At 43.5% G+C, this 25,362-nt stretch carries 22 protein-coding genes and 1 pseudogene; all 23 read left to right on the top strand.

Features of this window, described 5'->3' with window-relative positions:
* The first annotated feature begins 22 nt into the window (after nt 1-22).
* On the top strand, nt 23-760 hold the full coding sequence (locus tag GGQ95_RS01780; protein WP_066147306.1) for a ClpP family protease: 738 nt from the start codon (nt 23-25) through the stop codon (nt 758-760).
* On the top strand, nt 757-978 hold the full coding sequence (locus tag GGQ95_RS01775; protein WP_066147308.1) for a YlzJ-like family protein: 222 nt from the start codon (nt 757-759) through the stop codon (nt 976-978). The genes GGQ95_RS01780 and GGQ95_RS01775 overlap by 4 nt, the downstream gene beginning before the upstream one ends.
* Nucleotides 979-1,081: 103 nt before the next feature.
* Complete coding sequence (locus GGQ95_RS01770) at nt 1,082-3,394, top strand: DNA translocase FtsK (protein WP_183186267.1); 2,313 nt, start codon at nt 1,082-1,084, stop codon at nt 3,392-3,394.
* A gap of 212 nt (nt 3,395-3,606) precedes the next feature.
* Nucleotides 3,607-4,338, top strand: a complete 732-nt coding sequence (locus GGQ95_RS01765) for a GntR family transcriptional regulator (RefSeq protein WP_044746082.1) — start codon at nt 3,607-3,609, stop codon at nt 4,336-4,338.
* Between the two features lie 88 nt (nt 4,339-4,426).
* On the top strand, nt 4,427-5,512 hold the full coding sequence (locus GGQ95_RS01760; protein ID WP_183186266.1) for a BMP family lipoprotein: 1,086 nt from the start codon (nt 4,427-4,429) through the stop codon (nt 5,510-5,512).
* Nucleotides 5,513-5,651: 139 nt separating this feature from the next.
* Nucleotides 5,652-7,181, top strand: a complete 1,530-nt coding sequence (gene nupO, locus GGQ95_RS01755) for an ABC transporter ATP-binding protein (RefSeq protein ID WP_044746080.1) — start codon at nt 5,652-5,654, stop codon at nt 7,179-7,181.
* Nucleotides 7,178-8,224: an ABC transporter permease gene (locus GGQ95_RS01750; RefSeq protein ID WP_044746079.1), complete on the top strand. Its 1,047-nt coding sequence runs from the start codon at nt 7,178-7,180 to the stop codon at nt 8,222-8,224. The genes nupO and GGQ95_RS01750 overlap by 4 nt, the downstream gene beginning before the upstream one ends.
* Nucleotides 8,225-9,184, top strand: a complete 960-nt coding sequence (locus GGQ95_RS01745; protein WP_044746078.1) for an ABC transporter permease — start codon at nt 8,225-8,227, stop codon at nt 9,182-9,184. It begins immediately after the preceding gene.
* Nucleotides 9,185-9,330: 146 nt separating this feature from the next.
* Nucleotides 9,331-10,611, top strand: coding sequence for an EF-P 5-aminopentanol modification-associated protein YfmF (yfmF, locus tag GGQ95_RS01740; RefSeq protein ID WP_044746077.1), 1,281 nt, complete (start codon nt 9,331-9,333; stop codon nt 10,609-10,611).
* Complete coding sequence (gene yfmH / locus GGQ95_RS01735) at nt 10,611-11,897, top strand: EF-P 5-aminopentanol modification-associated protein YfmH (RefSeq protein WP_159719619.1); 1,287 nt, start codon at nt 10,611-10,613, stop codon at nt 11,895-11,897. Before yfmF ends, yfmH begins: the two co-directional genes overlap by 1 nt.
* A 51-nt stretch (nt 11,898-11,948) precedes the next feature.
* A complete protein-coding gene (gene ymfI / locus GGQ95_RS01730) occupies nt 11,949-12,665 on the top strand; it encodes an elongation factor P 5-aminopentanone reductase (RefSeq protein ID WP_066147318.1) in 717 nt (238 codons plus the stop codon).
* A gap of 68 nt (nt 12,666-12,733) precedes the next feature.
* Nucleotides 12,734-12,982, top strand: coding sequence for a DUF3243 domain-containing protein (locus GGQ95_RS01725; protein WP_044746074.1), 249 nt, complete (start codon nt 12,734-12,736; stop codon nt 12,980-12,982).
* Nucleotides 12,983-13,127: 145 nt separating this feature from the next.
* Nucleotides 13,128-13,919, top strand: a complete 792-nt coding sequence (locus GGQ95_RS01720; RefSeq protein WP_044746073.1) for a DUF3388 domain-containing protein — start codon at nt 13,128-13,130, stop codon at nt 13,917-13,919.
* 23 nt (nt 13,920-13,942) lie between these two features.
* Nucleotides 13,943-14,842, top strand: a complete 900-nt coding sequence (locus GGQ95_RS01715) for a helix-turn-helix domain-containing protein (protein WP_066147320.1) — start codon at nt 13,943-13,945, stop codon at nt 14,840-14,842.
* A gap of 36 nt (nt 14,843-14,878) precedes the next feature.
* On the top strand, nt 14,879-15,457 hold the full coding sequence (pgsA, locus tag GGQ95_RS01710) for a CDP-diacylglycerol--glycerol-3-phosphate 3-phosphatidyltransferase (protein WP_044746072.1): 579 nt from the start codon (nt 14,879-14,881) through the stop codon (nt 15,455-15,457).
* A 24-nt stretch (nt 15,458-15,481) separates the two neighbouring features.
* Entirely contained in the window at nt 15,482-16,726 is a 1,245-nt protein-coding gene (locus GGQ95_RS01705) for a competence/damage-inducible protein A (RefSeq protein WP_159719620.1), read from the top strand.
* Between the two features lie 197 nt (nt 16,727-16,923).
* Nucleotides 16,924-17,565, top strand: a pseudogene (gene recA, locus GGQ95_RS01700) (recombinase RecA); the annotation flags it as partial.
* A 340-nt stretch (nt 17,566-17,905) separates the two neighbouring features.
* Nucleotides 17,906-18,349, top strand: coding sequence for a recombinase RecA family protein (locus tag GGQ95_RS01695; RefSeq protein WP_370514187.1), 444 nt, complete (start codon nt 17,906-17,908; stop codon nt 18,347-18,349).
* An 842-nt stretch (nt 18,350-19,191) separates the two neighbouring features.
* A complete protein-coding gene (gene rny / locus GGQ95_RS01690; protein WP_066147324.1) occupies nt 19,192-20,751 on the top strand; it encodes a ribonuclease Y in 1,560 nt (519 codons plus the stop codon).
* An 85-nt stretch (nt 20,752-20,836) separates the two neighbouring features.
* A complete protein-coding gene (locus GGQ95_RS01685; RefSeq protein ID WP_044746069.1) occupies nt 20,837-21,631 on the top strand; it encodes a TIGR00282 family metallophosphoesterase in 795 nt (264 codons plus the stop codon).
* 131 nt (nt 21,632-21,762) lie between these two features.
* Nucleotides 21,763-22,023, top strand: a complete 261-nt coding sequence (gene spoVS / locus GGQ95_RS01680; protein WP_027408762.1) for a stage V sporulation protein SpoVS — start codon at nt 21,763-21,765, stop codon at nt 22,021-22,023.
* 72 nt (nt 22,024-22,095) lie between these two features.
* Nucleotides 22,096-23,019 carry a dipeptidase gene (locus GGQ95_RS01675; RefSeq protein ID WP_159719621.1) on the top strand — a complete coding sequence of 308 codons (924 nt, stop codon included), beginning with the start codon at nt 22,096-22,098 and terminating at the stop codon, nt 23,017-23,019.
* 606 nt (nt 23,020-23,625) lie between these two features.
* Complete coding sequence (locus GGQ95_RS01670) at nt 23,626-25,362, top strand: 2-oxoacid:acceptor oxidoreductase subunit alpha (RefSeq protein WP_044746067.1); 1,737 nt, start codon at nt 23,626-23,628, stop codon at nt 25,360-25,362.

Below are 25,362 nucleotides of genomic sequence, written 5' to 3'. Positions count from 1 at the left end.
ATGATAAGAAAGGAGCATGCTGATGGAGAAGGAGCGATACATAGCATTTGAGTCAGAATCCGATCCAAATCGTGAAAAAAATGAACAGGTTGCGGAAAATATTCAACAGCTTGGCCAAACGAATGTACCGCAAATGACTCAGGATACCAATATACATTGTTTAACGATTGTTGGGCAGATTGAGGGGCATATCCAGCTTCCTCCGCAAAATAAAGCAACAAAATATGAGCATGTCATACCACAAATTGTAGCCATTGAGCAAAATCCAAATATCGAAGGCCTGCTTGTGGTGTTGAATACGGTTGGTGGCGATGTAGAAGCGGGGTTAGCCATTGCTGAAATGCTTGCATCACTGTCTAAGCCGACTGTTTCGATTGTTTTAGGAGGAGGACACTCCATCGGGGTGCCGATCGCTGTTTCGTGTCATTATTCATTCATCACCGAGACGGCAACAATGACGATTCATCCGATTCGCTTAACAGGGCTTGTCATTGGTGTACCACAAACATTTGAATACTTAGATAAAATGCAGGAACGAGTGGTTCGTTTTGTGACAAAGCATTCAAAAATTACCGAAGAAAAATTTAAAGAGCTTATGTTTTCCAAAGGAAACTTAACACGTGACATCGGTACAAATGTGGTGGGACCGGACGCCGTACAATATGGATTAATTGATGAGGTAGGCGGCGTAGCTCAAGCAATGAAAAAGCTGCGCGAAATGATTGATGCGAAAAAATCAGAGGGGACGATGCTGCAATGATCTTATATACGATGATGCCGGAGCATCTCATTTTTCAAACAGACAGCAGCGAGTACACGAAGCAAAAAGTGATTTATTATGACGGCATTCCATTTCTTGTGGAGGAAACAGAAACAAAGGAATGGCAGATTGTCCGCAATTTAAGCACAAATCCTGCTGATTTTTTGCAGCAAAAATATGCACCTGGTGAGAGATTTCCTTCGTCGTTCGAAACTTAATGAATTCTAGATCTAAGCATGATATAATAAATACAAGCGAAAAAAGCAGCCAGTCTTGGCTGCTTTTTTCGACATTTCCAGTTTTGTATCGGAGTGAGTAAATATGGCAAAACGTAAGCGTCAGCAAAAAAAACAAACAAAAAAACAAGCAAAAAACCAAACATGGAAAACAACTTTTCGTTTTGAACTGACAGGATTGCTTATGCTTGCTCTATCCGTTATTGGAATGGCGCGGCTTGGATTAGTAGGTCAGACGCTTGTATCGTTTGCCCGCTTTTTTCTTGGTGAGTGGCATATCCTCCTATTGCTCGGCTTGCTTTTAGCTTCTATCTATGTCATTTGGAAACGTATGTGGCCTCCGCTTGTTAACCGCTGGCTGCTCGGCGTTTATACGATGGCTGCTGCTCTTTTATTGCTAAGCCATCAAACGTTGTTTCATTTATTGTCTCGGCAAGGAAAGTTTCAAGATCCTAGCATTATCCGCACGACATGGGAGCTTTTTTGGCAGGAAATGAAGGGGGCATCCTCCTATCCAGATTTAGGGGGCGGGATGGTAGGTGCGCTTTTGTTCGCTGCAAGCTACCAATTGTTTGATGAGCTCGGCACAAAATGGATATGCCTGATTCTTTTCGTGGCTGGTGCGCTTTTAGTTAGCGGAAAATCGCTGAATGAAACGGTCGGAAAAGTCATTGCTTGGATCGTTTCCTTTGTGCGCGAGCAATGGAACGAGTTTATCATCGATATCAAAGGCAGCTGGAAAAAAAGAACAAAAACGAGACGGAGATCGGATACGGCCAGTTCAGATACATATCAAACAAAAGAAGAAGAGAGTGAACAAGCGGCTGATGAGGAAGAGGAAATATCATTGCCCCCCATTATTTCTGATTTTAGTGCAGTAAGAGCAAATGAACAGACTGCAGATCCGATTGAGCAAGAAGAGGATGACGAGGAAGGACAGAATCCTCCTATGTCGTTTACGGAAATGGAAAATGTCGATTATCAATTGCCGCCGCTTGAGCTTCTTCGGCTTCCGAAGCCGGCAAATCAAGCAAAAGATCATGACAATATTTATGCAAATGCTCGGAAGCTTGAAAAGACTTTTCAGAGCTTTGGAGTCAAAGCGAAAGTCACGCAGGTTCATCTTGGTCCCGCTGTTACAAAGTATGAAGTATATCCTGATGTCGGTGTGAAAGTGAGCAAAATTGTCAACTTAAGCGACGACTTGGCTCTTGCCCTCGCTGCAAAGGACATTCGCATTGAAGCGCCGATTCCCGGAAAATCAGCGATCGGCATCGAGGTGCCCAATGAAGAAATAGCCACTGTTTCATTGCGGGAAGTATTGGAAGCCACCGAGAATTACAAGCCCGATGCTAAGCTTGTCATTGGCTTGGGAAGAGATATCTCAGGGGAAGCCATCGTGGCAGAGCTTAACAAAATGCCTCATCTGTTAGTCGCTGGGGCAACAGGAAGCGGAAAAAGCGTCTGTATTAACGGAATGATTACCAGTCTGTTGATGCGTGCTAAGCCGCATGAAGTCAAAATGATGATGATTGATCCGAAAATGGTGGAGCTTAGTGTATATAACGGCATCCCGCATTTATTAGCTCCCGTTGTGACAGATCCGAAAAAAGCGTCACAAGCATTAAAAAAAGTGGTGAGCGAAATGGAGCGACGATACGAGCTGTTTTCGCATACGGGAATGAGAAATATTGAGGGATATAACGAGTATATTCAGCGGTATAATCAACAATCGAGTGCCAAGCAACCGCTGCTTCCATATATCGTGGTGATTGTTGATGAGCTCGCCGATTTAATGATGGTCGCTTCATCCGATGTGGAAGACTCGATTACACGGCTTGCGCAAATGGCCCGAGCGGCTGGCATCCATTTAATTATCGCTACCCAGCGTCCTTCTGTAGATGTCATTACAGGAGTCATTAAGGCGAACATCCCATCGCGAATTGCCTTTAGTGTTTCTTCGCAAACGGATTCGCGCACGATTTTAGATATGGGAGGAGCGGAGAAGCTGCTAGGCCGAGGTGACATGCTGTTTTTGCCAATGGGAGCCGCTAAGCCGATTCGCGTACAAGGCGCTTTTGTATCAGATGAAGAAGTCGAGGCGATTGTGCAGTTTGTCGTTTCACAGCAAAAAGCGCAATATCAAGAGGAAATGATTCCAGATGACACGGTAGAGGAAGAAGCCGATTTTGACGACGAGCTTTACGAGGAAGCGGTCCAGCTTGTTGTGGAAATGCAAAGCGCTTCTGTTTCCATGCTGCAGCGCCGCTTCCGCATCGGATACAACCGTGCTGCCAGATTGATTGATGCGATGGAAGCAAGAGGAGTTGTCGGCCCTTACGAAGGAAGTAAGCCGCGCGCTGTTCTCGTGGCAAAAGAAAACGCGAAAACATCGTAGCATAATGGATAATTCAAGCAAATCTTAAATGATTTGCTTGAATTATCATGTCATATTGAAAACGCTTACGTTAATGATATTTGCTTTTTTCGACAAAATTTTTATTCCCTATTTATTTATGAGCGAAAAAGTGTTATAGTAATGTCGATTAGGTTAATTTGTCTTACGTCAGAGGTCTGATATCTGCAAACTATTGAGTGGAGGCTTTTCGAATGTCGATTAAATCTGATAATCGCCATCTATATTTGCAAGTCATTGATCGTATCAAACAAGATATTGAAACAGGCGTTTACAAGGAAAAGCAAAAGCTCCCATCAGAGTTTGAGCTGTCGAAGCAGCTCGGAGTTAGCCGAGCTACATTGCGTGAAGCGCTTCGAATTTTAGAGGAAGAAAACGTCATTATCCGCAGACACGGAGTCGGCACATTTGTGAATGCAAAGCCGATGTTCACCTCCGGCATTGAACAGCTAAGCAGTGTAACGGATATGATTAAACAAGCCGGCCGAAAACCGGGCACGATTTTTCTTTCCTCTTCTGTTCAAAGTCCGACAGAGGAAGATGTACGTCGGTTTCAATGTTCGCCTTCTGAAGAAATTTTGCTTGTGGAACGGGTACGGACAGCTGACGGTGAGCCAGTCGTGTACTGTGTTGACAAAATTCCTTGTAAATACTTGCCGAAGGGAATTTCTTACGAACACGAATCATTGTTTGAAAATTTACAAAGTCAAACGAATCATGATATTGCCTATGCGGTAGCGCATATTGAACCGGTCGGTTATCATGAAAAGGTGTCGCCAACGTTGCAATGCGATCCGGAAACAGCTTTGCTTGTTTTAAAGCAAATGCATTTTGATAAAAACGATGAACCCATTTTGTATTCCATTAACTATTTCAAATCTGATAAATTCAGCTTTCATGTGCTGCGAAAACGGGTTCATTTTTAAGGGGGTGACATTTCATACATAGAACATCGACATCTATTGGATAATATAAAGGGGTTTTAGTTACTATTTTTACTAGGGGGTAAAAGTGATGAAGAAAAAACGCATGGGTCTTGCTCTTTCTCTTGTCCTTGCGGCCGGCACGCTGCTTAGCGGCTGTGGAAACGATGAGAACGCAGGAGAAAAGAAAGACAGCTTTACAGTAGCAATGGTAACGGATGTCGGCGGAATTGACGACAAATCGTTTAACCAATCTGCTTGGGAAGGATTGCAAAAATTTGGTGAAGAAAATGGCATGAAAAAAGGCAAGGATGGTTACGATTATTTGCAATCGCAAAGCGATACCGACTATGCCACAAATTTAAACAAGCTTGTTAGAAGCGACTACGATTTAATCTATGGAATTGGTTATTTAATGACAGATGCGATTACGAAAATCGCTGAGCAAAAGCCAAAAAATCATTTTGCGATCGTAGACAGCACAGTGGACAAGCCAAATGTAGCGAGCATTACCTTCAAAGAGCATGAAGGATCGTTCCTTGTAGGAGTTGTCGCTGGATTGACAACAAAAACCAATAAAATCGGTTTTGTTGGTGGTATGGAAATCCCATTAATTGAGAAGTTTGAAAGCGGATTCCTTGCAGGCGTCAAGTCTGTAAACCCAAATGCGAAGGTAGAAGTGCAATACGCTGGAGCATTTGACCAAGCGGATAAAGGAAAAGCGATCGCATCTAGCATGTATGCTTCTGGCATTGACGTCATTTACCACGCAGCAGGCGCAACAGGTAATGGTGTCTTCTCTGAAGCAAAAGACTTAAAAACAAAAGATCCAAACCGTGAGCTTTGGGTCATCGGCGTTGACAAAGACCAGGCTCCAGAAGGTGAAGTCACAGTAGGCGGAAAAACGTACAATGTGACATTGACATCGATGGTTAAGCGCGTTGATGTTGCGGTATACGATGTAGCGAAAAAAGCGAAAGAAGGCCAATTCCCAGGCGGCAAAACGCTTGAGTATGGTTTGCCTGAAAATGGGGTAGGAATCGCGCCAACTCAAGATAACATCAAGCCGGAAGTGTTAAAGGCCGTTGATGAATGGAAGCAAAAAATCATTAATGGCGAAGTTAAAGTGCCGTCTACTCGCGACGAATACAAAAAATTTGAAGCAAGCTTAAAATAAGGGGTTAAATTGAATAAAAAGGCTAGTGCTTACTAGCCTTTTTATTCGCCCAAAATCATTAAATAAAAAGTTACAAACACAAATTTGTAGCTTTTTATTTAATGATTTTAACATGCTCATTTAAGAGGAGTGAATTTGTTTGGAATACGTAATTGAAATGTTAAATATCCGAAAGGTATTTGGAAACTTCGTCGCTAACGACAATATTACTCTCCAATTAAAAAAAGGCGAAATCCATGCTTTGCTTGGAGAAAACGGCGCTGGAAAATCGACGCTGATGAACGTGCTGTTTGGGCTGTATCAGCCAGACGGCGGAGAAATCCGAGTAAAGGGGCAATCTGTTAAAATCGCGAATCCAAATGTCGCTAACGATCTTGGCATCGGAATGGTGCATCAGCATTTTATGCTTGTCGATACATTTACGGTAACAGAAAATATTATTCTAGGAAGCGAACCGACAAAGGGTGGAAAAATTGATATCAAGCATGCGGAGCAGCAAGTGCGCGAGCTGTCGGAACGCTATGGATTAGCGGTTGATCCAACGGCGAAAATCGCTGATATTTCTGTCGGAATGCAGCAGCGCGTAGAAATTTTAAAAACGTTATATCGCGGTGCGGAAATTCTTATTTTTGACGAACCGACTGCTGTTTTAACACCGCAGGAAATTCAAGAGCTCATTCAAATTATGAAAGCACTCGTCCGCGAAGGGAAATCGATTATTTTAATCACGCACAAATTAAAAGAAATTATGGAAGTATGCGATCGCGTGACGGTCATTCGCCGCGGAAAAGGCATTGATACACTCAATGTTGCCGATACGAATCCAAATGAACTCGCCGCGCTGATGGTAGGCCGTGAAGTGCAGTTTAAAACCGATAAAAAACCGGCACAGCCTAGCAAAGAAGTGCTAGAAATCAAGGATCTAGTCGTAAAAGATGCTCGGGGAGTCACCGTCGTTGACCATTTGAATTTAACTGTTCGTGCGGGGGAAATTGTCGGCATTGCCGGAGTGGATGGCAATGGACAAACCGAGCTCATCGAAGCCATTACAGGTCTTCTGAAAGCGGAATCCGGATCCATTCTTTTAAATGGACAAGATATTTTCAATCTTTCCCCGCGTAAAATTACAGAAGCTGGGGTAGGACATATTCCACAAGACCGGCATAAGCATGGGCTCGTTCTTGATTTTCCGATTGGCGAAAATATGGTATTGCAAACCTATTACAAAAAACCGTATTCCAAGAATGGTGTCTTAAACTTTAAGGCGATTTATGACAAAGCACGCCAATTGATTGCCGAGTTCGATGTGCGTACACCAGACGAATATACGCCAGCTCGCGCTTTATCTGGCGGTAACCAGCAAAAGGCTATCATCGGCCGCGAAGTGGATCGCAATCCGGAGCTGTTGATTGCTGCACAACCAACACGCGGACTGGATGTCGGAGCGATTGAGTTTATTCATAAACGCTTGATTGAGCAACGGGATCAAGGGAAAGCGGTGCTGCTTGTTTCTTTTGAATTAGATGAAGTCATGAATGTCAGTGATCGCATTGCTGTGATTTACGAAGGAAAAATCGTTGCCATTGTCGATCCGAAGGAAACGACAGAGCAAGAGCTCGGTTTGCTAATGGCAGGCAGTAAACAGAAGGAAGCAGGTGTTTCTTCATGAATTCAAGTCGTCTAACGAAATTTCTTATTCCAGTATTTGCTGTATTGCTTGGAGTGATCGCCGGATCCATTGTCATGCTTGTAAGCGGGTATAATCCTATTGCGGGATATTCAGCCCTTTTATATGGATCGTTTGGCGACAGCTATTATATTGGGGAAACGATTCGTCAAACCACCCCTTATATCCTTGCAGGTTTAGCGGTAGCCTTTGCTTTCCGCACAGGACTTTTTAATATTGGAGTAGAGGGACAACTGATTGTTGGCTGGCTTGCTTCAGTATGGGTAGGGGTTTCGCTCGATTTGCCAAAAGTGATTCATTTACCGCTGGCAATTTTGGCAGCGGCAGCGGCGGGAGCGCTATGGGCGTTCATCCCCGGGTTTTTAAAGGCACGTTTTAAAGTGCATGAAGTCATTATCACGATTATGATGAACTATATCGCTTTGCATGTAACGAATGCCATTATTCGTTCTGTGCTTTCTGATAAAGGATTTAAATCAGAGACCGTTCATCCATCGGCATCATTGCAATCAGAATTTCTTCAATCCATTACTGATTATTCAACGTTGCACTATGGAATTATTATTTCCTTAATCGGTGCAATTATCATGTGGTTTTTGCTTGAAAAAACAGCAAAAGGATATGAATTGCGTGCTGTCGGCTTTAACCAGCATGCTTCTCAATACGCAGGAATGAATGTTCCGCGCAACATTATTTTATCAATGGTCATTTCCGGTGCGTTTGCCGGAGTTGCTGGAGCGATGGAAGGGCTCGGCACGTTCGGAAATATCTCTGTAAAAGCAGGCTTTACCGGCATCGGTTTCGATGGGATCGCGGTTGCGTTAATTGGAAGCAATAACGCGTTCGGAATTATTTTATCTGCGCTTTTATTTGGGGCACTGAAGGTAGGAGCGCTCGAAATGCCGTCAAGTGCGGATGTACCTACAGAGCTTGTCGATATTGTCATCGCGTTAATTATTTTCTTCGTAGCATCTAGCTATCTTATTCGTCTATTATTATCTCGTTTTAAAAAGGAGGGAAAATAAGTGGGCGTTTACGAAATGTTACAAATTATTATTCCTTCGGCGCTTTTCTTTGCCGCTCCACTTATTTTCACTGCGCTTGGCGGTGTATTCAGCGAACGTTCCGGTGTTGTTAATATCGGATTGGAAGGCTTGATGGTAATTGGAGCATTTACGGGGATTGTCTTCAACTTGACCTTTGCCGATTCGTTCGGCGAGCTTACTCCTTGGCTGGCGCTTATTGTAGCGATGATTGTGGGTGCCATCTTTTCGTTGCTTCACGCTGTCGCATCCATTACGTTTCGTGCTGACCAAGTCGTGAGCGGTGTGGCGATTAACTTTTTGGCAGTGGGCTTATCTTTGTTTTTAGTAAAAAAAATATACGGGAAAGGTCAAACCGACCAAATTCAAGTGGGATTTGATAAAATTGATATTCCCGTGTTAAGCCATATTCCGATTATTGGCCCGTTATTTTTCTCAAACGGATATATTCCGTCCTATATCGCAATCGTCCTCGCTTTTGTTGTCTGGTATATTTTATTTAAAACACCGTTTGGCCTTCGCCTTCGCTCTGTCGGCGAACACCCAATGGCAGCAGATACAATGGGAATCAACGTCGCGAAAATGCGTTATATTGCCGTCATGATCAGCGGTGCGCTCGGCGGACTTGGCGGTGCCGTCTATGCGACAATTATTTCCCGTGATTTTAGCCATGCCACCATTTCTGGACACGGTTTTATGGCGCTTGCCGCGATGATTTTTGGTAAGTGGCATCCGCTTGGTGCGATGGGGGCTGCGTTGTTTTTCGGCTTGGCCCAAAGCTTAAGTATTGTGGGACAAACCATCCCGTTCTTAAAGAACGTGCCAACGGTTTATTTGCTCATTGCCCCATATGTATTAACTATTTTAGCTTTAACGGGATTTATCGGCCGCGCCGATGCTCCAAAAGCGCTCGGCACACCGTATGTAAAAGGGAAGCGATAATCCTATTTAGAAGAACTCGATTGATTCGATCGAGTTCTTTTTTTGTTTGTTATTTGCATTTTATTTTGGCAAAAATGTATATTGGTGATAAGGAAAAATAAGCTAGAATGATTCGCAAAAAATACAAATGAAGAGGAGGAGTTTTTTTGATCCGTGAAAATACGATCACTACTCAAGGCTTCCGCACGCATTTCGTTCAAACGGATAAATATAAAACAAGCACGCTCGTTTGGAAGATGAAAGCCCCTTTATCTAAAGAAACGGTAACATTGCGCGCTCTTTTGCCATATGTGCTGCAAAGCGGCACAAAGACGCATCCAAGCATGAAAACGCTTAGAACTTATTTAGATGAGCTATATGGAGCCATGCTCAATGTCGATTTGACAAAAAAAGGAGAATTTCATATTATCACGATCCGGCTCGATGTGGCGAATGAAAAATTTTTAAAAGACGCCTCTCCTCTCTTGAATAAGGCGATTCAACTTTTAAGTGAAATCATCCTGCACCCAGCGTTAGAAAACGGGCGCTTTGTTTCGCAGATTGTTGAACAAGAGAAACGGGCGTTAAAGCAGCGGATTCAATCTGCATATGATGATAAAATGCGCTATGCCAATTTGCGGCTAGTGGAGGAAATGTGCAAAAATGAACCGTATGCGTTGCCGTCTCATGGCCAACTCGAAGATGTGGAGGCCATTACGCCAGACACATTATTTACTTATTACAAAAAGGCGTTACAAGAAGATGAGGTGGATCTATACATTATCGGGGACATTGAGGAAACCAGTGCGCTTGAAGCGGTTCAACAGCATCTTCAGCTTCCTGGACAGCTTCCGAGAACAGCTGAGAAACCGCATGTCGAGCCGAAAAAAGTGGCAAATGTCCATGAAGTTGTAGAAAAGCAGGATATCAAGCAAGGAAAACTGAACATCGGCTATCGGACCCAGATTACGTATGACGATGATGACTACTATGCCTTACAGGTATTCAACGGCATATTCGGGGGATTTTCGCACTCCAAGCTCTTTATTAATGTTCGCGAAAAAGCGAGCCTTGCTTATTATGCTGCTTCTCGGTTGGAGAGTCATAAAGGGCTTTTGATGGTGATGTCAGGAATTGAGCCAGCCAATTACGAAAAAGCGATGCAAATCATTCATGAGCAAATGAACGCGATGAAGCAAGGGGAATTTAGCGACAACGAAATCGAGCAAACAAAGGCGGTCATTCGCAACCAGCTGCTTGAGACGCTTGATACGCCAAGAGGGATGGTAGAAGTGCTCTACCATAACGTGGTTTCAGAACGAAAACGGCCTATTGACGAGTGGCTTTCTGGAACCGAAAAGGTACAGCGCGAAGATATCGTTCGTGTTGCTAATCAGATTGAGCTTGATACGATTTACTTCCTTACCGGAATGGAGGGGGAAAAGTAATGGAAAAGATTGTGTATGAACAGCTACAGGAGCAGCTTTATTATGAAAAAATGCCCAATGGCTTAGATGTATACATTTTACCAAAAAAATCCTTCAATAAAACATACGCAACATTTACGACTAAATATGGATCAGTGGATAATCAATTCGTCCCGCTTGGCACAACAGAGATGAAGCGCGTGCCGGACGGGATCGCCCACTTTCTTGAGCATAAGCTGTTTGAGAAGGAAGACGGCGATGTGTTTCAGCAATTCAGTAAACAAGGGGCTTCAGCCAATGCGTTTACATCGTTTACCAGAACCGCTTATTTATTTTCAAGCACGGCAAATGTTGAGAAAAATTTAGAAACGCTGATGGATTTCGTTCAAACTCCTTATTTTTCTGAGCAAACGGTCGAAAAAGAAAAAGGAATTATCGGCCAAGAAATTCGCATGTATGACGATAATCCGGATTGGCGTGTCTATTTTGGATTGATTGAAAGCATGTATCAGCAGCATCCGGTCAAAATCGATATTGCTGGAACAGTGGAATCAATTGCTGATATCACAAAAGACTTGTTATATGAGTGCTATGGAACATTTTACCATCCAAGCAACATGCTGCTGTTTATTGCCGGACCAGTCGATGAGAAAGCGATGATGGAGCAAATTCGTCGCAATCAAGCAAAAAAATCATTTCCAAAAGCATCTGAAATTCAACGATTTCACTATCAAGAACCAGAGGAAGTGGCCAAGGAAAAGCATGTGCTTCCAATGCATGTTCAAACGAGTAAATGTTTGGTCGGCATTAAGGCAAAAGCCGTCAAGCAAAAAGGGAAGGAAAAATTAAAACATGAGCTAGCGATGAATGTCCTGCTTGATTATTTATTCGGAAAAAGCTCACAGCATTATGAGCGATTATACCAGCAAGGGTTAATTGATGAAACGTTTGCTTACGACTATACGGAGGAAGAACAGTTCGGTTTTGCCGTTATTGGCGGTGATACAAATGATCCTGAGAAATTAGCTACGGAAATTAAGCAGGTGATTTTAACATTTCAGGACTCGCCGTTAGCGCAAGAGGATTTAGAACGGGTGAAAAAGAAAAAGATCGGCGCGTTTCTACGCTCTTTGAACTCTCCAGAATATATCGCCAACCAATTTACGCGATATGCCTTTCATGAGATGAGTCTATTTGAAGTCGTGCCGGTACTGGAGTCATTGACGATTCATGATATAATGAAAGTCGCTAACGAATGCTTTCATCAGAAGCAGTTGGCGGTTTGCCAGGTTGTTCCGAAAGAATAAAGCAAAAAAGCATCCTTTTGCACAAAAGGATGCTTTTTTAGGGGGATCTTGATGAAATATGCACTTATTACGGGAGCGAGCGGTGGCATTGGCGCGAGTATTGCTCAAGAATTAGCTGCTAAAGGGTACGGGCTTTTTTTGCATTATCACCGACATTATGAAAACGTTCAAGCCCTGCAACAGCAGTTGTCTAACGTTTATACTGCTGCGGTGCAAGCAGATCTTTCTCGGCAGGATGGCGTGCAGACGCTACTTGCTCAAATTGACCGCCCGCTCGATGTTATGATTCATAATTGCGGTATCAGCTACTACGGGCTAATAACGGATATGAGTGATGAGCTTGTACAAAGAATGGTACAGCTTCATGTGACAAGCCCTGTTCTATTAACGAAAAAATTGCTTTCGCCGATGATTAAGAAAAAACATGGAAATATTATTATCATTTCATCCATATGGGGATTGACAGGTGCTTCGTGTGAAGTGGTTTATTCAATGGTTAAAGGGGGACAGAACGCGTTTGTTAAAGCGCTGGCAAAAGAATTGGCGCCAAGCGGCATTCGCGTAAATGCTGTTGCTCCAGGGGCGATTCGTACAGACATGCTTGAGCCATTTAGCGAAACAGAGATAAAGGAATTAGAAGAGGAAATTCCGCTTGGAAGAATTGGAATGCCAAGTGAAGTAGCGAAAACCGTTTCTTTTTTACTCTCGGAAGACGCCTCCTATATTACAGGGCAAGTGATTAGTGTAAATGGAGGATGGTATTGCTAACACGTAAGTATATTTTTACGTCAAATAGATAAACTATTGGTGAAACTGAATAGGAGGAGGAAACAAACATGTCTGTACTCGATAACTTCGAACAATGGAAAGATTTCTTAGGCGAACGCCTTGAGCAAGCAAAGCATCAAGGACTTGGTCAAGAAGTGATTTCGGATGTTGCTTATCAGATTGGCGATTATTTAGCGAAGCAAATCGATCCGAAAAATCCTGAAGAGCGCCTTCTTTCCGATTTATGGAGCGTAGCTGATGAGCAAGAACAGCATGCGATTGCTAATATGATGGTGAAATTAGTACAGAGACACTAAGAGAGGGCTTTCCTCTCTTTTTTCATGAATAAATGAAATGGTTGTGTTTGCTTTCCTTTTCTATTGCGTTTCATATTGATATTATAGTAGTATGAATTTATCACCTCATACATGTGTCTCCTTAAGCGCGAGGGGAGGAAATGCGATGGAAAAACAAGAATGGTATTTAGAATATGAAATTCATATTAATCGTCCGGGGCTGCTAGGAGACATCGCATCTCTTTTAGGAATGCTGTCCATTAATATCGTTACAATTAATGGTGTTGATGATTCACGGCGCGGCATGCTTCTTCGCTGTCGGAATAACGAGCAAATTGAGCGGCTTTCCTCTATTTTGCGGACGATGGACAATATCACGATTATCAAGCTGCGGCAGCCAAGGCTGCTTGATCGTCTAGCGGTAAGGCATGGGCGCTATATCCAACGCGATGTAGATGACAAAAAGACGTTTCGGTTTGTGCGTAATGAGCTTGGCTTGCTTGTTGATTTTATGGCTGAAATTTTTAAGGAAAAAGGCCATAAGCTGATTGGTATTCGCGGCATGCCGCGCGTTGGAAAAACCGAGTCGATTGTTGCGGCGAGCGTGTGCGCCAATAAGCGGTGGCTGTTCGTGTCATCAACATTGATTAAGCAAACGGTTCGCAGCCAGCTTATTGAAGATGAATACAGTGAAAACAACATTTTTATCATGGATGGCATCGTATCGACCCGCCGAGCTAATGAGCGGCATTGGCAGCTTATACGCGAGCTGATGCGGCTGGAAGCGACAAAGGTTGTTGAGCATCCAGATATTTTTGTTCGCCATACGGAGTATTCGCTGGATGATTTTGACTATATTATTGAATTGCGGAATGATCCATCCGAGGAGATTACATACGATGTTGTGGATCAGCAGACGCTGTTTTCCCACGACGGTTTTTCTGAATTTGATTTTTAAGAAAAAGGTGGAAGGTGTTATCGTTGACGGAATTAGGTAAACGATTAAAAGAGGCGAGAGAAGCGAAAAAAATTAGTTTAGACGAATTACAGGACATCACGAAAATCCAAAAACGTTACTTACTTGGCATTGAAGAAGGAAACTATGCGATTATGCCAGGCAATTTTTATGTTCGGGCATTTATTAAGCAATATGCTGAGGCAGTAGGGCTGGATCCCGAGGAGCTTTTTCATGAATACGAGCATGAAATCCCTTCGTCGCAGCAGGAAGAATTTTCAGAGCAGCTTTCTCGCGTAAAAAGCAGGCAGCAGGTTTCGATGAAGCATGACAAGTGGCTGTCCATGCTTCCAAAACTGCTTATCGCGGCTGTTATTGTGGCATTGGCAGTCGTGCTGTGGATTTTCTTGCAGCGCGGCGGTCAAAAAGCAGAACAGCAGCAACCAATGACCAGCGAAGCGACAGAAGTCGAACGTCCTAAAAATTCACCGCTGGAAAAAGCAGTGGAAAAAGAAAAGAAAAGCAGCAAAGCTGCAAAAGAAAAGACACAGAAAGAAGCAGATAAGGATGATTCGAACGAATCCACTTCTGCTCCTATTTTCCATGTGATAGAAAAGACGGGGAATACGTCTACCATCGAGGTGACCGCCAACGAGCTAAAGCTTGAGCTCACATCGAAGGGAGCTTCTTGGATCGGAGTATTCAACGGAAAGGGCCACAGCTTTTTCCAAGGGAACTTGACAAATGGACAAACCCAAACGTTTGATCTAACGTCGGAATCGGAGGTTTTAGTAAAAATCGGTCGGACATTAGATGTAGACATGAAGGTGAACGGACAACCGGTGACTTATCCGATTGATCCGAAAGAAGAGGTATACCAAAAAATTAAACTGATATTGAAAAAGCCTGAGTCATCTATGTCGTAGATGGCTTTTGCATGTTCAGCAGCGGAGGTATGGATTGTGAATTTACCGAATAAAATTACGATAGCACGCATTATGCTCATTCCTCTCTTTTTGATTGTGATGCTCGTTCCTTTTCGATGGGGGAACATTGAAGCAGGAGCCTATTCGCTGCCTGTAACCCATTTGGTCGGTGCGGTCATTTTCATTATCGCATCAGCTACGGACTGGATTGATGGCTACTATGCCCGTAAATATCAGCTTGTAACGAATTTGGGAAAATTTTTAGACCCTCTTGCGGATAAACTACTTGTTTCCGCAGCTTTGATTGTGTTAGTGGATTTGAATTATGCGCCATCTTGGATGGTGATCGTCATTATTAGTCGAGAGTTCGCGGTTACAGGACTTCGTCTTGTGTTGGCAGGAGAAGGAGAAGTGGTGGCGGCCAACATGCTTGGAAAAATTAAAACATGGACACAAATTGTCGCGATCGCCGCACTTCTCCTCCATAATTGGCCATTTGCGTTTATTTCTTTTCCGTTTGCCGATTTAGCTCTTTGGGTAGCGGTCATCTTTACGATTTGGTCTGGCTGGGACTATTTTTTGAAAAACAAGCATGCTTTTTTACATTCCAAATAACCAAGAAGAAAGGGGAAGCGGCCATTGAATGCTGAAATTATTGCGGTCGGCTCAGAGCTGCTATTGGGGCAAATTGCGAATACAAACGCTCAGTTTTTATCGCAGCAGCTTGCTGAATTAGGGATTAATGTTTATTTTCATACCGTTGTCGGCGACAATGCAACGAGGCTCGAAGCGGCGGTCAAAGCAGCCCAAAAAAGGGCCAATCTGATTATTTTTACAGGTGGGCTTGGACCGACAAAAGATGATCTGACGAAGGAAACGATCGCTCATCTCTTGCAGCGGGAGCTTGTGATGGATCAGGAAGCGCTTCGATCAATTGAGGAGTATTTCAAACGAACCAAGCGAACGATGACGGAAAATAATAAAAAGCAGGCGCTTGTATTACAAGGAGCAGAAGTGTTGAAAAATGACTACGGAATGGCTCCAGGCATGGCTCTGACGATTGCGTCGATTACCTACATGCTTTTGCCTGGCCCTCCAAAAGAAATGAGGCCTATGTTTATTCAATATGGCCGCCCCTTTCTTATGAGCAAGCTGGAGCGTCATGAGCGCATTGAATCAAGAGTATTGCGTTTTTTTGGCATTGGCGAATCTCAGTTGGAAACAGAAATTGCCGATTTAATTGACCAGCAATCCAATCCGACGATTGCGCCACTTGCAGGTGATGGAGAGGTCACATTACGTTTGACAGCCAAACATGAATCATCTTTGGAAGCAAAAAAACTGCTTGATGAGACGGAAGCCGCCATTGCCCGCCGCGTCGGTCAATATGTGTATGGATATGACAACGATACGTTGTTTTCAAAGCTAGTCGAGCGGCTAAAGGAGCAAAATAAAACAGTGGCGGCTGCTGAGAGCTTAACAGGCGGTCGGTTTACTGCCGAGCTGACGGCTATTTCTGGAGCTTCTCAAATAGTAAAAGGCGGGGTTGTTTGCTATACAAACGAAATAAAGGAGCAAGTTCTTTCTGTCCCTGCTTCTGTGCTGGCAACAGACGGAGCGGTGAGTGAACCATGCGCGAAGTTGCTAGCGGAGCATGTCCGTTCCTTTTGCAAAGCGGATATTGGCATTAGTTTTACAGGAGTGGCAGGGCCTGATCCTCTAGAAGGAAAGCCGGTCGGAACGGTGTACGTAGGAATATCGATCAGCGGACAAGAAACGGAAGTGCATGCATTATTGTTAAGCGGAGACCGTGAAACGATTCGCACGCGTACCATCAAATATGGTTGTTTCGCTATTTTAAAAAAACTGACAGCTTCCTTATGACACAGCTGTCAGTTTTTGTGGCTTCCGTTTTCCTTTAAATTTTTTGATAATGTCCCCACTTATTTCTTACAGCGGAAATTCATTTATTCTTCTCCTTTACTTTCCCTGTTTACCAGCAAAAATAAAAAGAAAACGAATGAACGTTCGATTTTTTTCTTGGCAAAGCAGCAAAAAAACGTTATATTATTAGATAGGTAATGCATAAGGAGGAATGGCGAGTGAACCAAGATCGTCAAGCAGCCTTAGAACAGGCGCTAAAGCAAATTGAAAAGCAGTTTGGTAAAGGATCGATTATGAAGCTAGGAGAACAGACGGATCGGCAAATTTCCACCGTCTCAAGCGGGTCTTTAGCATTGGACATCGCGTTAGGTGTTGGAGGGTATCCGCGCGGCCGGATCATTGAAATTTATGGGCCGGAATCTTCAGGTAAAACAACAGTAGCCCTTCATGCCATCGCGGAAGTGCAAAAACTGGGCGGTCAGGCAGCCTTCATCGACGCGGAGCACGCTCTTGACCCTGTTTATGCACAGAAGCTAGGAGTCAATATTGATGAACTGTTACTTTCTCAGCCAGATACAGGGGAGCAAGCGCTTGAAATTGCGGAAGCTCTTGTCAGAAGTGGTGCAGTAGATATTGTTGTCATTGACTCGGTTGCGGCGCTTGTGCCAAAAGCAGAGATTGAAGGAGATATGGGGGACGCCCATGTCGGATTGCAGGCGCGCCTTATGTCTCAAGCGCTTCGTAAGCTATCGGGAGCGATCAATAAATCTAAAACGATCGCCATTTTTATTAACCAAATCCGTGAAAAAGTAGGGGTTATGTTCGGAAATCAACAAACGATCGCTGCTTAATCTTTGCCTTTTTATGCATCATCTAGAGATTAAGCTGCTGCTATTCTGGGTTTCCCTTGCTAGCGATAGCAAGAAAAAAACCTTGTGAACCCGATTGCCTAGGGGTGTGCGAGAAAGCTTCTCGTGCTAACGGTGGAGCCCTCCAATTTTTAATGGGGTAATACCGTGCCAAGCCTTACCATTCGTAAGGAAGGTGTAGAGACTACCGAAAAGAACAACGGTTCGAAGTAGGGTACAGCAGAGGATAGGCTACTGCTGGAAGCGCAAGGCTCTCCTATGCGGAGATGAAGAGATAGTCCAAGCTATAGAAATGGTAAATCTATAGGTATTGCCAGAAACCACCCCTGGTGGTCGCGCGTTGAAATTCTATGCGTCTGTGCGTCTAGAAGTGCGCCGTGCTGAGCAGATTAAACAAGGAAATGATATGGTCGGTAATAAGACAAAAATTAAAGTGGTAAAAAACAAAGTGGCTCCTCCATTCAAGACAGCAGATGTGGATATTATGTATGGAGAAGGGATTTCGCGTGAGGGAGAAATTATCGACATGGCCTCAGAACTTGATATTATCCAAAAAAGCGGTTCTTGGTATTCTTACAAGGACGAGCGTCTTGGCCAAGGTCGAGAAAATGCGAAACAATTTTTGAAAGAAAATCCGCAAATCATGGAGGAGATCGCTCAAGAAATTCGCCAGCATTACGGTGTGGACGAGCTTGGCGGCAACGGTAGCGCTTCGGTGGATCAGCAAGAAGAACTAGGCTTTTTGGACGAATAGCCAAAAAGGGCCGTGGTTTGATAGCCACGGCTTTTTCATTTTTTAGTACAATGATGCCAAGCACATAACGTACGATACGAAAGCCAAAATGTCTTATTCAAGCAGTCTCTATTAAGCATTATTCTCTGATAACAGTCGAATCTTTATAAAGATGGAACCAATGAGGGTTTATAAACACCTGCGATCGGAAGAGTTCTGTAACTTGCCTATTGATGGCGCCATTTGCATGACGAAGAGCCGAACCGTGCCGCCTTTATAGTCCGTCCATGATTCTGTGAAGCCGTGTTGCTCAATCACTTCACTCAATTGTTGAACAACCGTTCAGACTTGATATCGATACAAATGTTGACATGTCAACATAACATGATGATTATTACACATTTCCCCACAGTCCATGCGCAAAATGTTTGAAGTAAGAGCAAGTTACCCTATTGCACGAATGTCACACATTATATTCAAACGAAAAATTTGTGCGGATGGAATATCTAGATGACAGGAAATTTACTTCCATTTTATCGTATTCCAATTAGTTTTTGAAACATTCTGTCATATTGCGATGCTTATTATCTTGACAACAAATGTTACCACCTTTAAAATTAACATGTATATTTTACAAGAAAAATGTAGAAGTCCGCACTTTCTCTCCAAGAGGGGGACATGCTGAATAGGGCGGACAAAGCATGAGTGGATCATGAAAATTTATAGCTGAAGGCCTTTTGTCGGAAATGCATTTGATCAGACAAGCTGAAAAAGCCTTTGCGCTGTATGTTGAATTTGTAACAATGTACACGCCGACATTCATGAAACAGCAAACCAGTTTATAGCAAGAGGAGGTGAAAAGGATGGGGGTCAGTACAATCATCTCCGCTTTGCTTGGTCTAATCGTTGGTGCAGTTGTTGGCTTTTTTGTTCGTAAATCGATTGCTGAGGCGAAAATTGGCGGCGCACAAGTAGCTGCGAACCAAATTCTTGAAGAAGCAAAACGTGAAGCGGATGCGTTGAAAAAAGAAGCGCTTCTTGAGGCGAAGGATGAGATTCATAAACTTCGAACAGAGGCTGAGCGCGAGATTCGTGATCGTCGCAGTGAATTACAAAGACAGGAAAACCGCTTGCTGCAAAAGGAAGAGAATCTCGACCGCAAGGATGAAATGCTGAACAAACGCGAGACGCTTTTAGAGAAAAAAGAAGACACTCTTAACCAAAGACAACAGCATATTGAAGAGATGGAAAGCAAAGTGGAAGAACTCGTGAACAAGGAACAGGCCGAATTGGAGCGTATTTCTAGCCTAACGCGCGAAGAAGCACGCCAGATTATTTTAGAGCGTGTTGAGAAAGAGCTATCCCATGAAATTGCTGTCATGATTAAAGAGGCCGAGATGCGCGCGAAAGAAGAAGCAGATAAGAAGGCTAAAGAAATTTTATCGCTTGCAATTCAGCGCTGTGCAGCTGACCATGTGGCAGAAACGACTGTATCTGTTGTAAACCTGCCAAACGACGAGATGAAAGGTCGGATTATTGGCCGTGAAGGGCGCAATATTCGCACGCTCGAAACATTGACAGGAATTGATTTAATTATTGATGATACGCCAGAAGCGGTCATTTTATCAGGGTTTGATCCGATTCGCCGAGAAACGGCCAGACTTGCTTTGGATAAGCTTGTTCAAGATGGCCGCATTCATCCGGCGCGAATTGAAGAAATGGTGGAAAAGGCGAGACGTGAAGTGGATGAACACATTCGTGAAGTCGGGGAACAAACGACTTTCGAAGTGGGTGTTCATGGGCTGCATCCAGACTTAATCAAAATTTTAGGTCGTCTTAAGTTCCGGACAAGCTACGGACAAAACGTGTTGAAACACTCGATGGAGGTGGCTTTTTTAGCTGGGCTGATGGCTGCTGAACTGGGCGAGGATGAGATGCTTGCAAGAAGAGCCGGTTTGCTCCATGATATTGGAAAAGCTATCGATCATGAAGTGGAAGGAAGCCATGTTGAAATTGGTGTTGAACTGGCAACGAAATATAAAGAACATCCGGTGGTAATTAATAGTATCGCTTCCCACCATGGCGATACGGAACCAACTTCCATTATCGCCGTTTTAGTGGCGGCAGCAGATGCATTGTCTGCAGCAAGGCCTGGAGCGAGAAGTGAGACGTTGGAAAATTATATACGCCGTCTCGAAAAGCTTGAGGAAATTGCTGAATCGCATGAAGGAGTTGAAAAATCCTATGCGATTCAGGCAGGACGCGAAGTGCGGATTATGGTGAAACCAGATGCCATTGATGATCTTGAGGCGCATCGTTTAGCTCGCGACATTCGCAAACAGATTGAAGAAGAGCTTGATTATCCAGGACATATAAAAATTACCGTTATTCGTGAGACAAGAGCGGTGGAATATGCAAAATAAAGTGGCGGTATTGCCACTTTATTTTTTTTTGGTTTTATGACAAACTTGAACTAGTGAGACTTCTAATATTAGAAAGGGTTATAAGATGAAACTGTTGTTTATTGGAGACGTCGTGGGATCGCCAGGAAGAAAAATGGTCGAACAATATCTTCCGAAATTAAAAGCAAAGCATAAGCCGAGTGCCATTATTGTCAACGGAGAAAATGCAGCAGGAGGAAAAGGAATTACCGGAAAAATATATCGCAGTTTTCTTGATCAGGGGGCTCATGTGATTACACTTGGAAATCATGCATGGGATAACCGCGATATTTTTGAGTTTATAGATGAGGCGAAATCGCTTGTTCGTCCTGCTAATTTTCCGGAAGGGACCCCAGGAAAGGGACTTGTATACGTACAGACAGAGCATGGAGAGGTGGCTATCATTAACTTGCAAGGACGAACGTTTTTACCGGCCATTGATTGTCCTTTTAAAAAGGCGGATGAATTAATTGCAGAAGCGTTGCAGCGAACGCCAATGATTTTCGTAGACTTTCATGCTGAGGCTACAAGCGAAAAACAAGCGATGGGCTGGTATTTAGATGGCCGTGTTTCAGCAGTAGTAGGTACGCACACACATGTTCAAACAGCTGATGCCCGTATTCTTCCGCGAGGAACAGCATATATGACAGATGTTGGCATGACGGGCTTATACGACGGTATTTTAGGAGTAGATCGTGAAGCTGTGTTGCGGAAGTTTTTGACCTCTCTTCCTGTCCGATTTGAAGTGCCTGAAGGAAGAAGTCAGCTGAATGCTGTATTGATTCATATCGAACCGAAAACGGGAAAAGCCAAAGCGATTGAACGGGTTATGATCAACGACGATCACCCTTATTTTGAATAATGGTTGTTTTGAGAATTTTAAAAAAATATTTTTGATTCTAGCAGGAATACTTGAGAAAACAGTGAATATAGTAAAAATGGAACGAAATTTATAACGAATGAACTTATGTGGAAATTAAGGAGGAACCAGGAATGGAAATATTAAAAGTTTCAGCAAAATCGAACCCTAACTCTGTAGCTGGTGCACTTGCTGGAGTATTGCGTGAACGCGGAGCTGCCGAAATCCAAGCGATTGGCGCAGGTGCATTAAACCAAGCCGTTAAGGCCGTAGCGATCGCACGAGGATTTGTGGCACCGAGTGGAGTAGACCTTATTTGTATTCCTGCATTCACAGACATAATCATTGATGGCGAAGAGCGCACAGCGATTAAATTGATCGTCGAACCTCGCTGATGGGTCCAATCATATCATAACCTGTTTGCTCTCAAACAGGTTATTTTTATTTTGCTTCTGGGAGGGTTACAGATGATTTTTGATGCACATTGTGATGTTCTGATGAAGCTGTGGCTCAACCGGACTTTATCATTTTATGATAGCAAAGAACTCCATGTAACACTGCAATCGTTAATGAATATAAACAGCAAGGTGCAATGCTTTGCGATCTATGTTCCTGAGCGTGTGCCAGAAGAAATTCGTTTTACTGCTGCGCTGGAAATGGTGGACTTGTTTTTTGAAAAGATTGTTGCCCGTTTTCCAAATGTGAAATTTGTTCAGTCCAAGGCGGACATCTCGGCGTTGGCAGATGATGAGATCGGAGCGATGCTTACGCTTGAAGGCTGCGAGGCGATTGGAACAAACCTTATCAAACTGAAAACCCTTTTGCGACTTGGTGTGATGTCAGTTGGATTAACATGGAACTGGGCTAATGCTGTTGCCGATGGGGCATGGGAAAAACGGGGAGCTGGTTTAACTCAGTTTGGAAAAGAAGTCATTCAACAATTAAATGAAATGAAACGATGGACAGATGTTTCTCATTTATCGGAAAAAGCGTTTTGGGATGTGATGGAGATCGCCCAATTTCCAATTGCTTCTCATTCGAATGCTTACCTTTTGTGCCCACATCCGCGAAACTTGCGTGATGAACAAATTCAAGCGCTCATTCGCAAAAATGGTATGATCGGTCTCAGCTTTGTTCCATATTTTTTATCTGAAAACGCAGAGCAGGCTGCTGTTTTGGATGTTCTCCGCCATCTTGAGCACGTTTGCTCGCTTGGCGGTTCGCGCCATGTCGGCTTTGGTTCTGATTTCGACGGCATCGAAACAACAGCGGCGGGATTGGAGAATGCAAGAGGTTATGAAAATTTAATTAACGAGCTGCAAAAGCGCTATTCTGAAACAGATGTGGAACAATTTCTTTTCCGCAATTTTTATGAGCATTTGCCGCAATAGCTGTCATAATAAATGAAAAAACGGTTGTTTCACACTTAGCGGGCGCGGGGAATCAAACGTTTCGCCTCGGCGCCTTGCCCTTCGTTCGTGAATGATTGGATGGCATCTCTCTATGACCGAGAGCCCTATAAAATAAAACGTGAAATGCTAACACACTAAATTGGATTGATATCCTTACGCTAGATTACACCGTTAAAAGAAAGATGCAACGATGTTCCATGTTGTCGCAAATGTTAACATATCAAGTTACCTCTATATCGGATGAGGTTTATAAAGAGGAGCGGTCGATTCATTCCTATCTGTTGGATCGCTTAAAACACTTAGATTCTACATAAGAGGCTTGTTCTCGTTGATAAGCCGAATAGACTGCCTCATCAAGCTTTTTTGTGAATCGATTGCATCATGGGAAGAAGGGGACAAATTTTCAGAGAAAGGGTTGCATTTTTTTTTCGATGGGTCTAGAATGTAATCGTTTAGTATAAGATGTATGCTAAATTTTTTGAAAAAATCACAAGCTGAAATGGTAGTGATTTCATTTGAAAAGTGCTACACTTATGGATAGCAATGTATATGCTATAATCGATGGAAGCTAAAGGGGTGTAAGAAATGGTTAGTCAGCTTTCGTGGAAAGTTGGAGGACAACAAGGGGAAGGGATCGAGAGTACAGGCGAAATATTTTCTATTGCATTGAACCGTTTAGGTTATTACTTATACGGTTATCGCCATTTTTCTTCGCGGATTAAAGGGGGACATACTAATAATAAGATTAGAGTAAGCACGACCCAAGTTCGTTCCGTTGCTGACGATCTTGATATATTGGTAGCTTTTGATCAGGAGAGTATTGATTTTAATTTCCACGAACTTCGCGATGGCGGCGTTGTGATTGCAGATGCGAAGTTTAATCCAGTCATTCCAGAAGGATCTCATGTCACGCTGTATGCTGTGCCATTTACAGACATAGCGACTAACCTAGGGACCTCTCTCATGAAAAACATGGTGGCCGTCGGCGCTTCCAGCGCGGTTCTCGGTCTTGATATAAATGTATTCCAAGAAGTAGTAGAGGGAATTTTTGGTCGCAAAGGACAGCAAGTAGTTGAAAAAAATATGGAGGCAATCCGGGCAGGAGCTCAATTTATGAAAGAACAGCTTGGAGAAAACCTCCAATTGATGAAGCTGGACCAAGCAGACGGCAAAAAGCGGATGTATATGATTGGCAATGATGCTATTGCGCTCGGTGCGCTTGCTGGTGGTGCTCGCTTTATGGCCGCTTACCCAATTACTCCGGCATCGGAAATTATGGAATACTTAATTAAGAAGCTTCCAGCATTAGGCGGCACAGTCATTCAAACAGAGGACGAAATCGCAGCATGTACGATGGCCATTGGTGCGAACTATGCTGGTGTGAGAACATTAACAGCTTCAGCTGGTCCTGGTCTTTCATTAATGATGGAAGCCATTGGGCTTTCCGGCATTACCGAAACACCATTAGTCATTGTCGATACGCAGCGCGGAGGTCCAAGTACGGGGTTGCCGACAAAACAAGAGCAGTCAGATTTAATGGCGATGATTTATGGAACGCACGGAGAAATTCCGAAAATCGTTATGGCGCCAAGCACTGTTCAAGAAGCTTTTTATGATATGGTTGAGGCCTTTAATTTAGCGGAAGAGTATCAATGCCCTGTCATTGTCTTATCTGATTTGCAGCTTTCTTTAGGAAAACAGACGGTGGAACCGCTAGAGTATGAAAAAATCCAAATTCGCCGCGGTAAACTTGTAGCGGACGAGCTCCCGCCTTTGGCAAATAAAGAGAATTTTAAACGCTATGAAATCACAGACGATGGCATTTCCCCACGCGTACTTCCTGGAATGATAAACGGCATTCATCACGTAACTGGGGTGGAGCACGCCGAAACAGGAAAACCGTCTGAAGTGGCTTCTAACCGTAACGCACAAATGGACAAGCGCTTACGGAAATTAAAGCAGCTCAAATTTCAAACACCAGTTCACAAAAATGCGAAACATGAGGAAGCAGATGTCTTGCTGGTTGGCTTTAACTCGACGCGCGGAGCGATTGAAGAAGCGATGGAGCGGCTTGAGCGGGATGGTTTGAAGGTTAACCATGCCCATGTTCGTCTCATTCATCCGTTTCCGACAGATGAAATGCTTCCGCTTGTACAAAAAGCGAAAAAAGTGATTGTCGTTGAGCATAATGCAACAGGCCAGCTTGCCAATCTGTTAAAAATGAATGTCGGACATGCTGAAAAAATCTCAAGCATCTTAAAATATGATGGCAATCCGTTCTTGCCAAATGAAGTTTACACAAAAAGCAAGGAGTTGTTATAA

This window comes from Anoxybacteroides rupiense, assembly GCF_014196195.1.
GTDB lineage: Bacteria > Bacillota > Bacilli > Bacillales > Anoxybacillaceae > Anoxybacteroides > Anoxybacteroides rupiense.
Note: the sequence above shows the minus strand (reverse complement) of the source record. Positions and strands in the feature narration are given on the sequence as shown.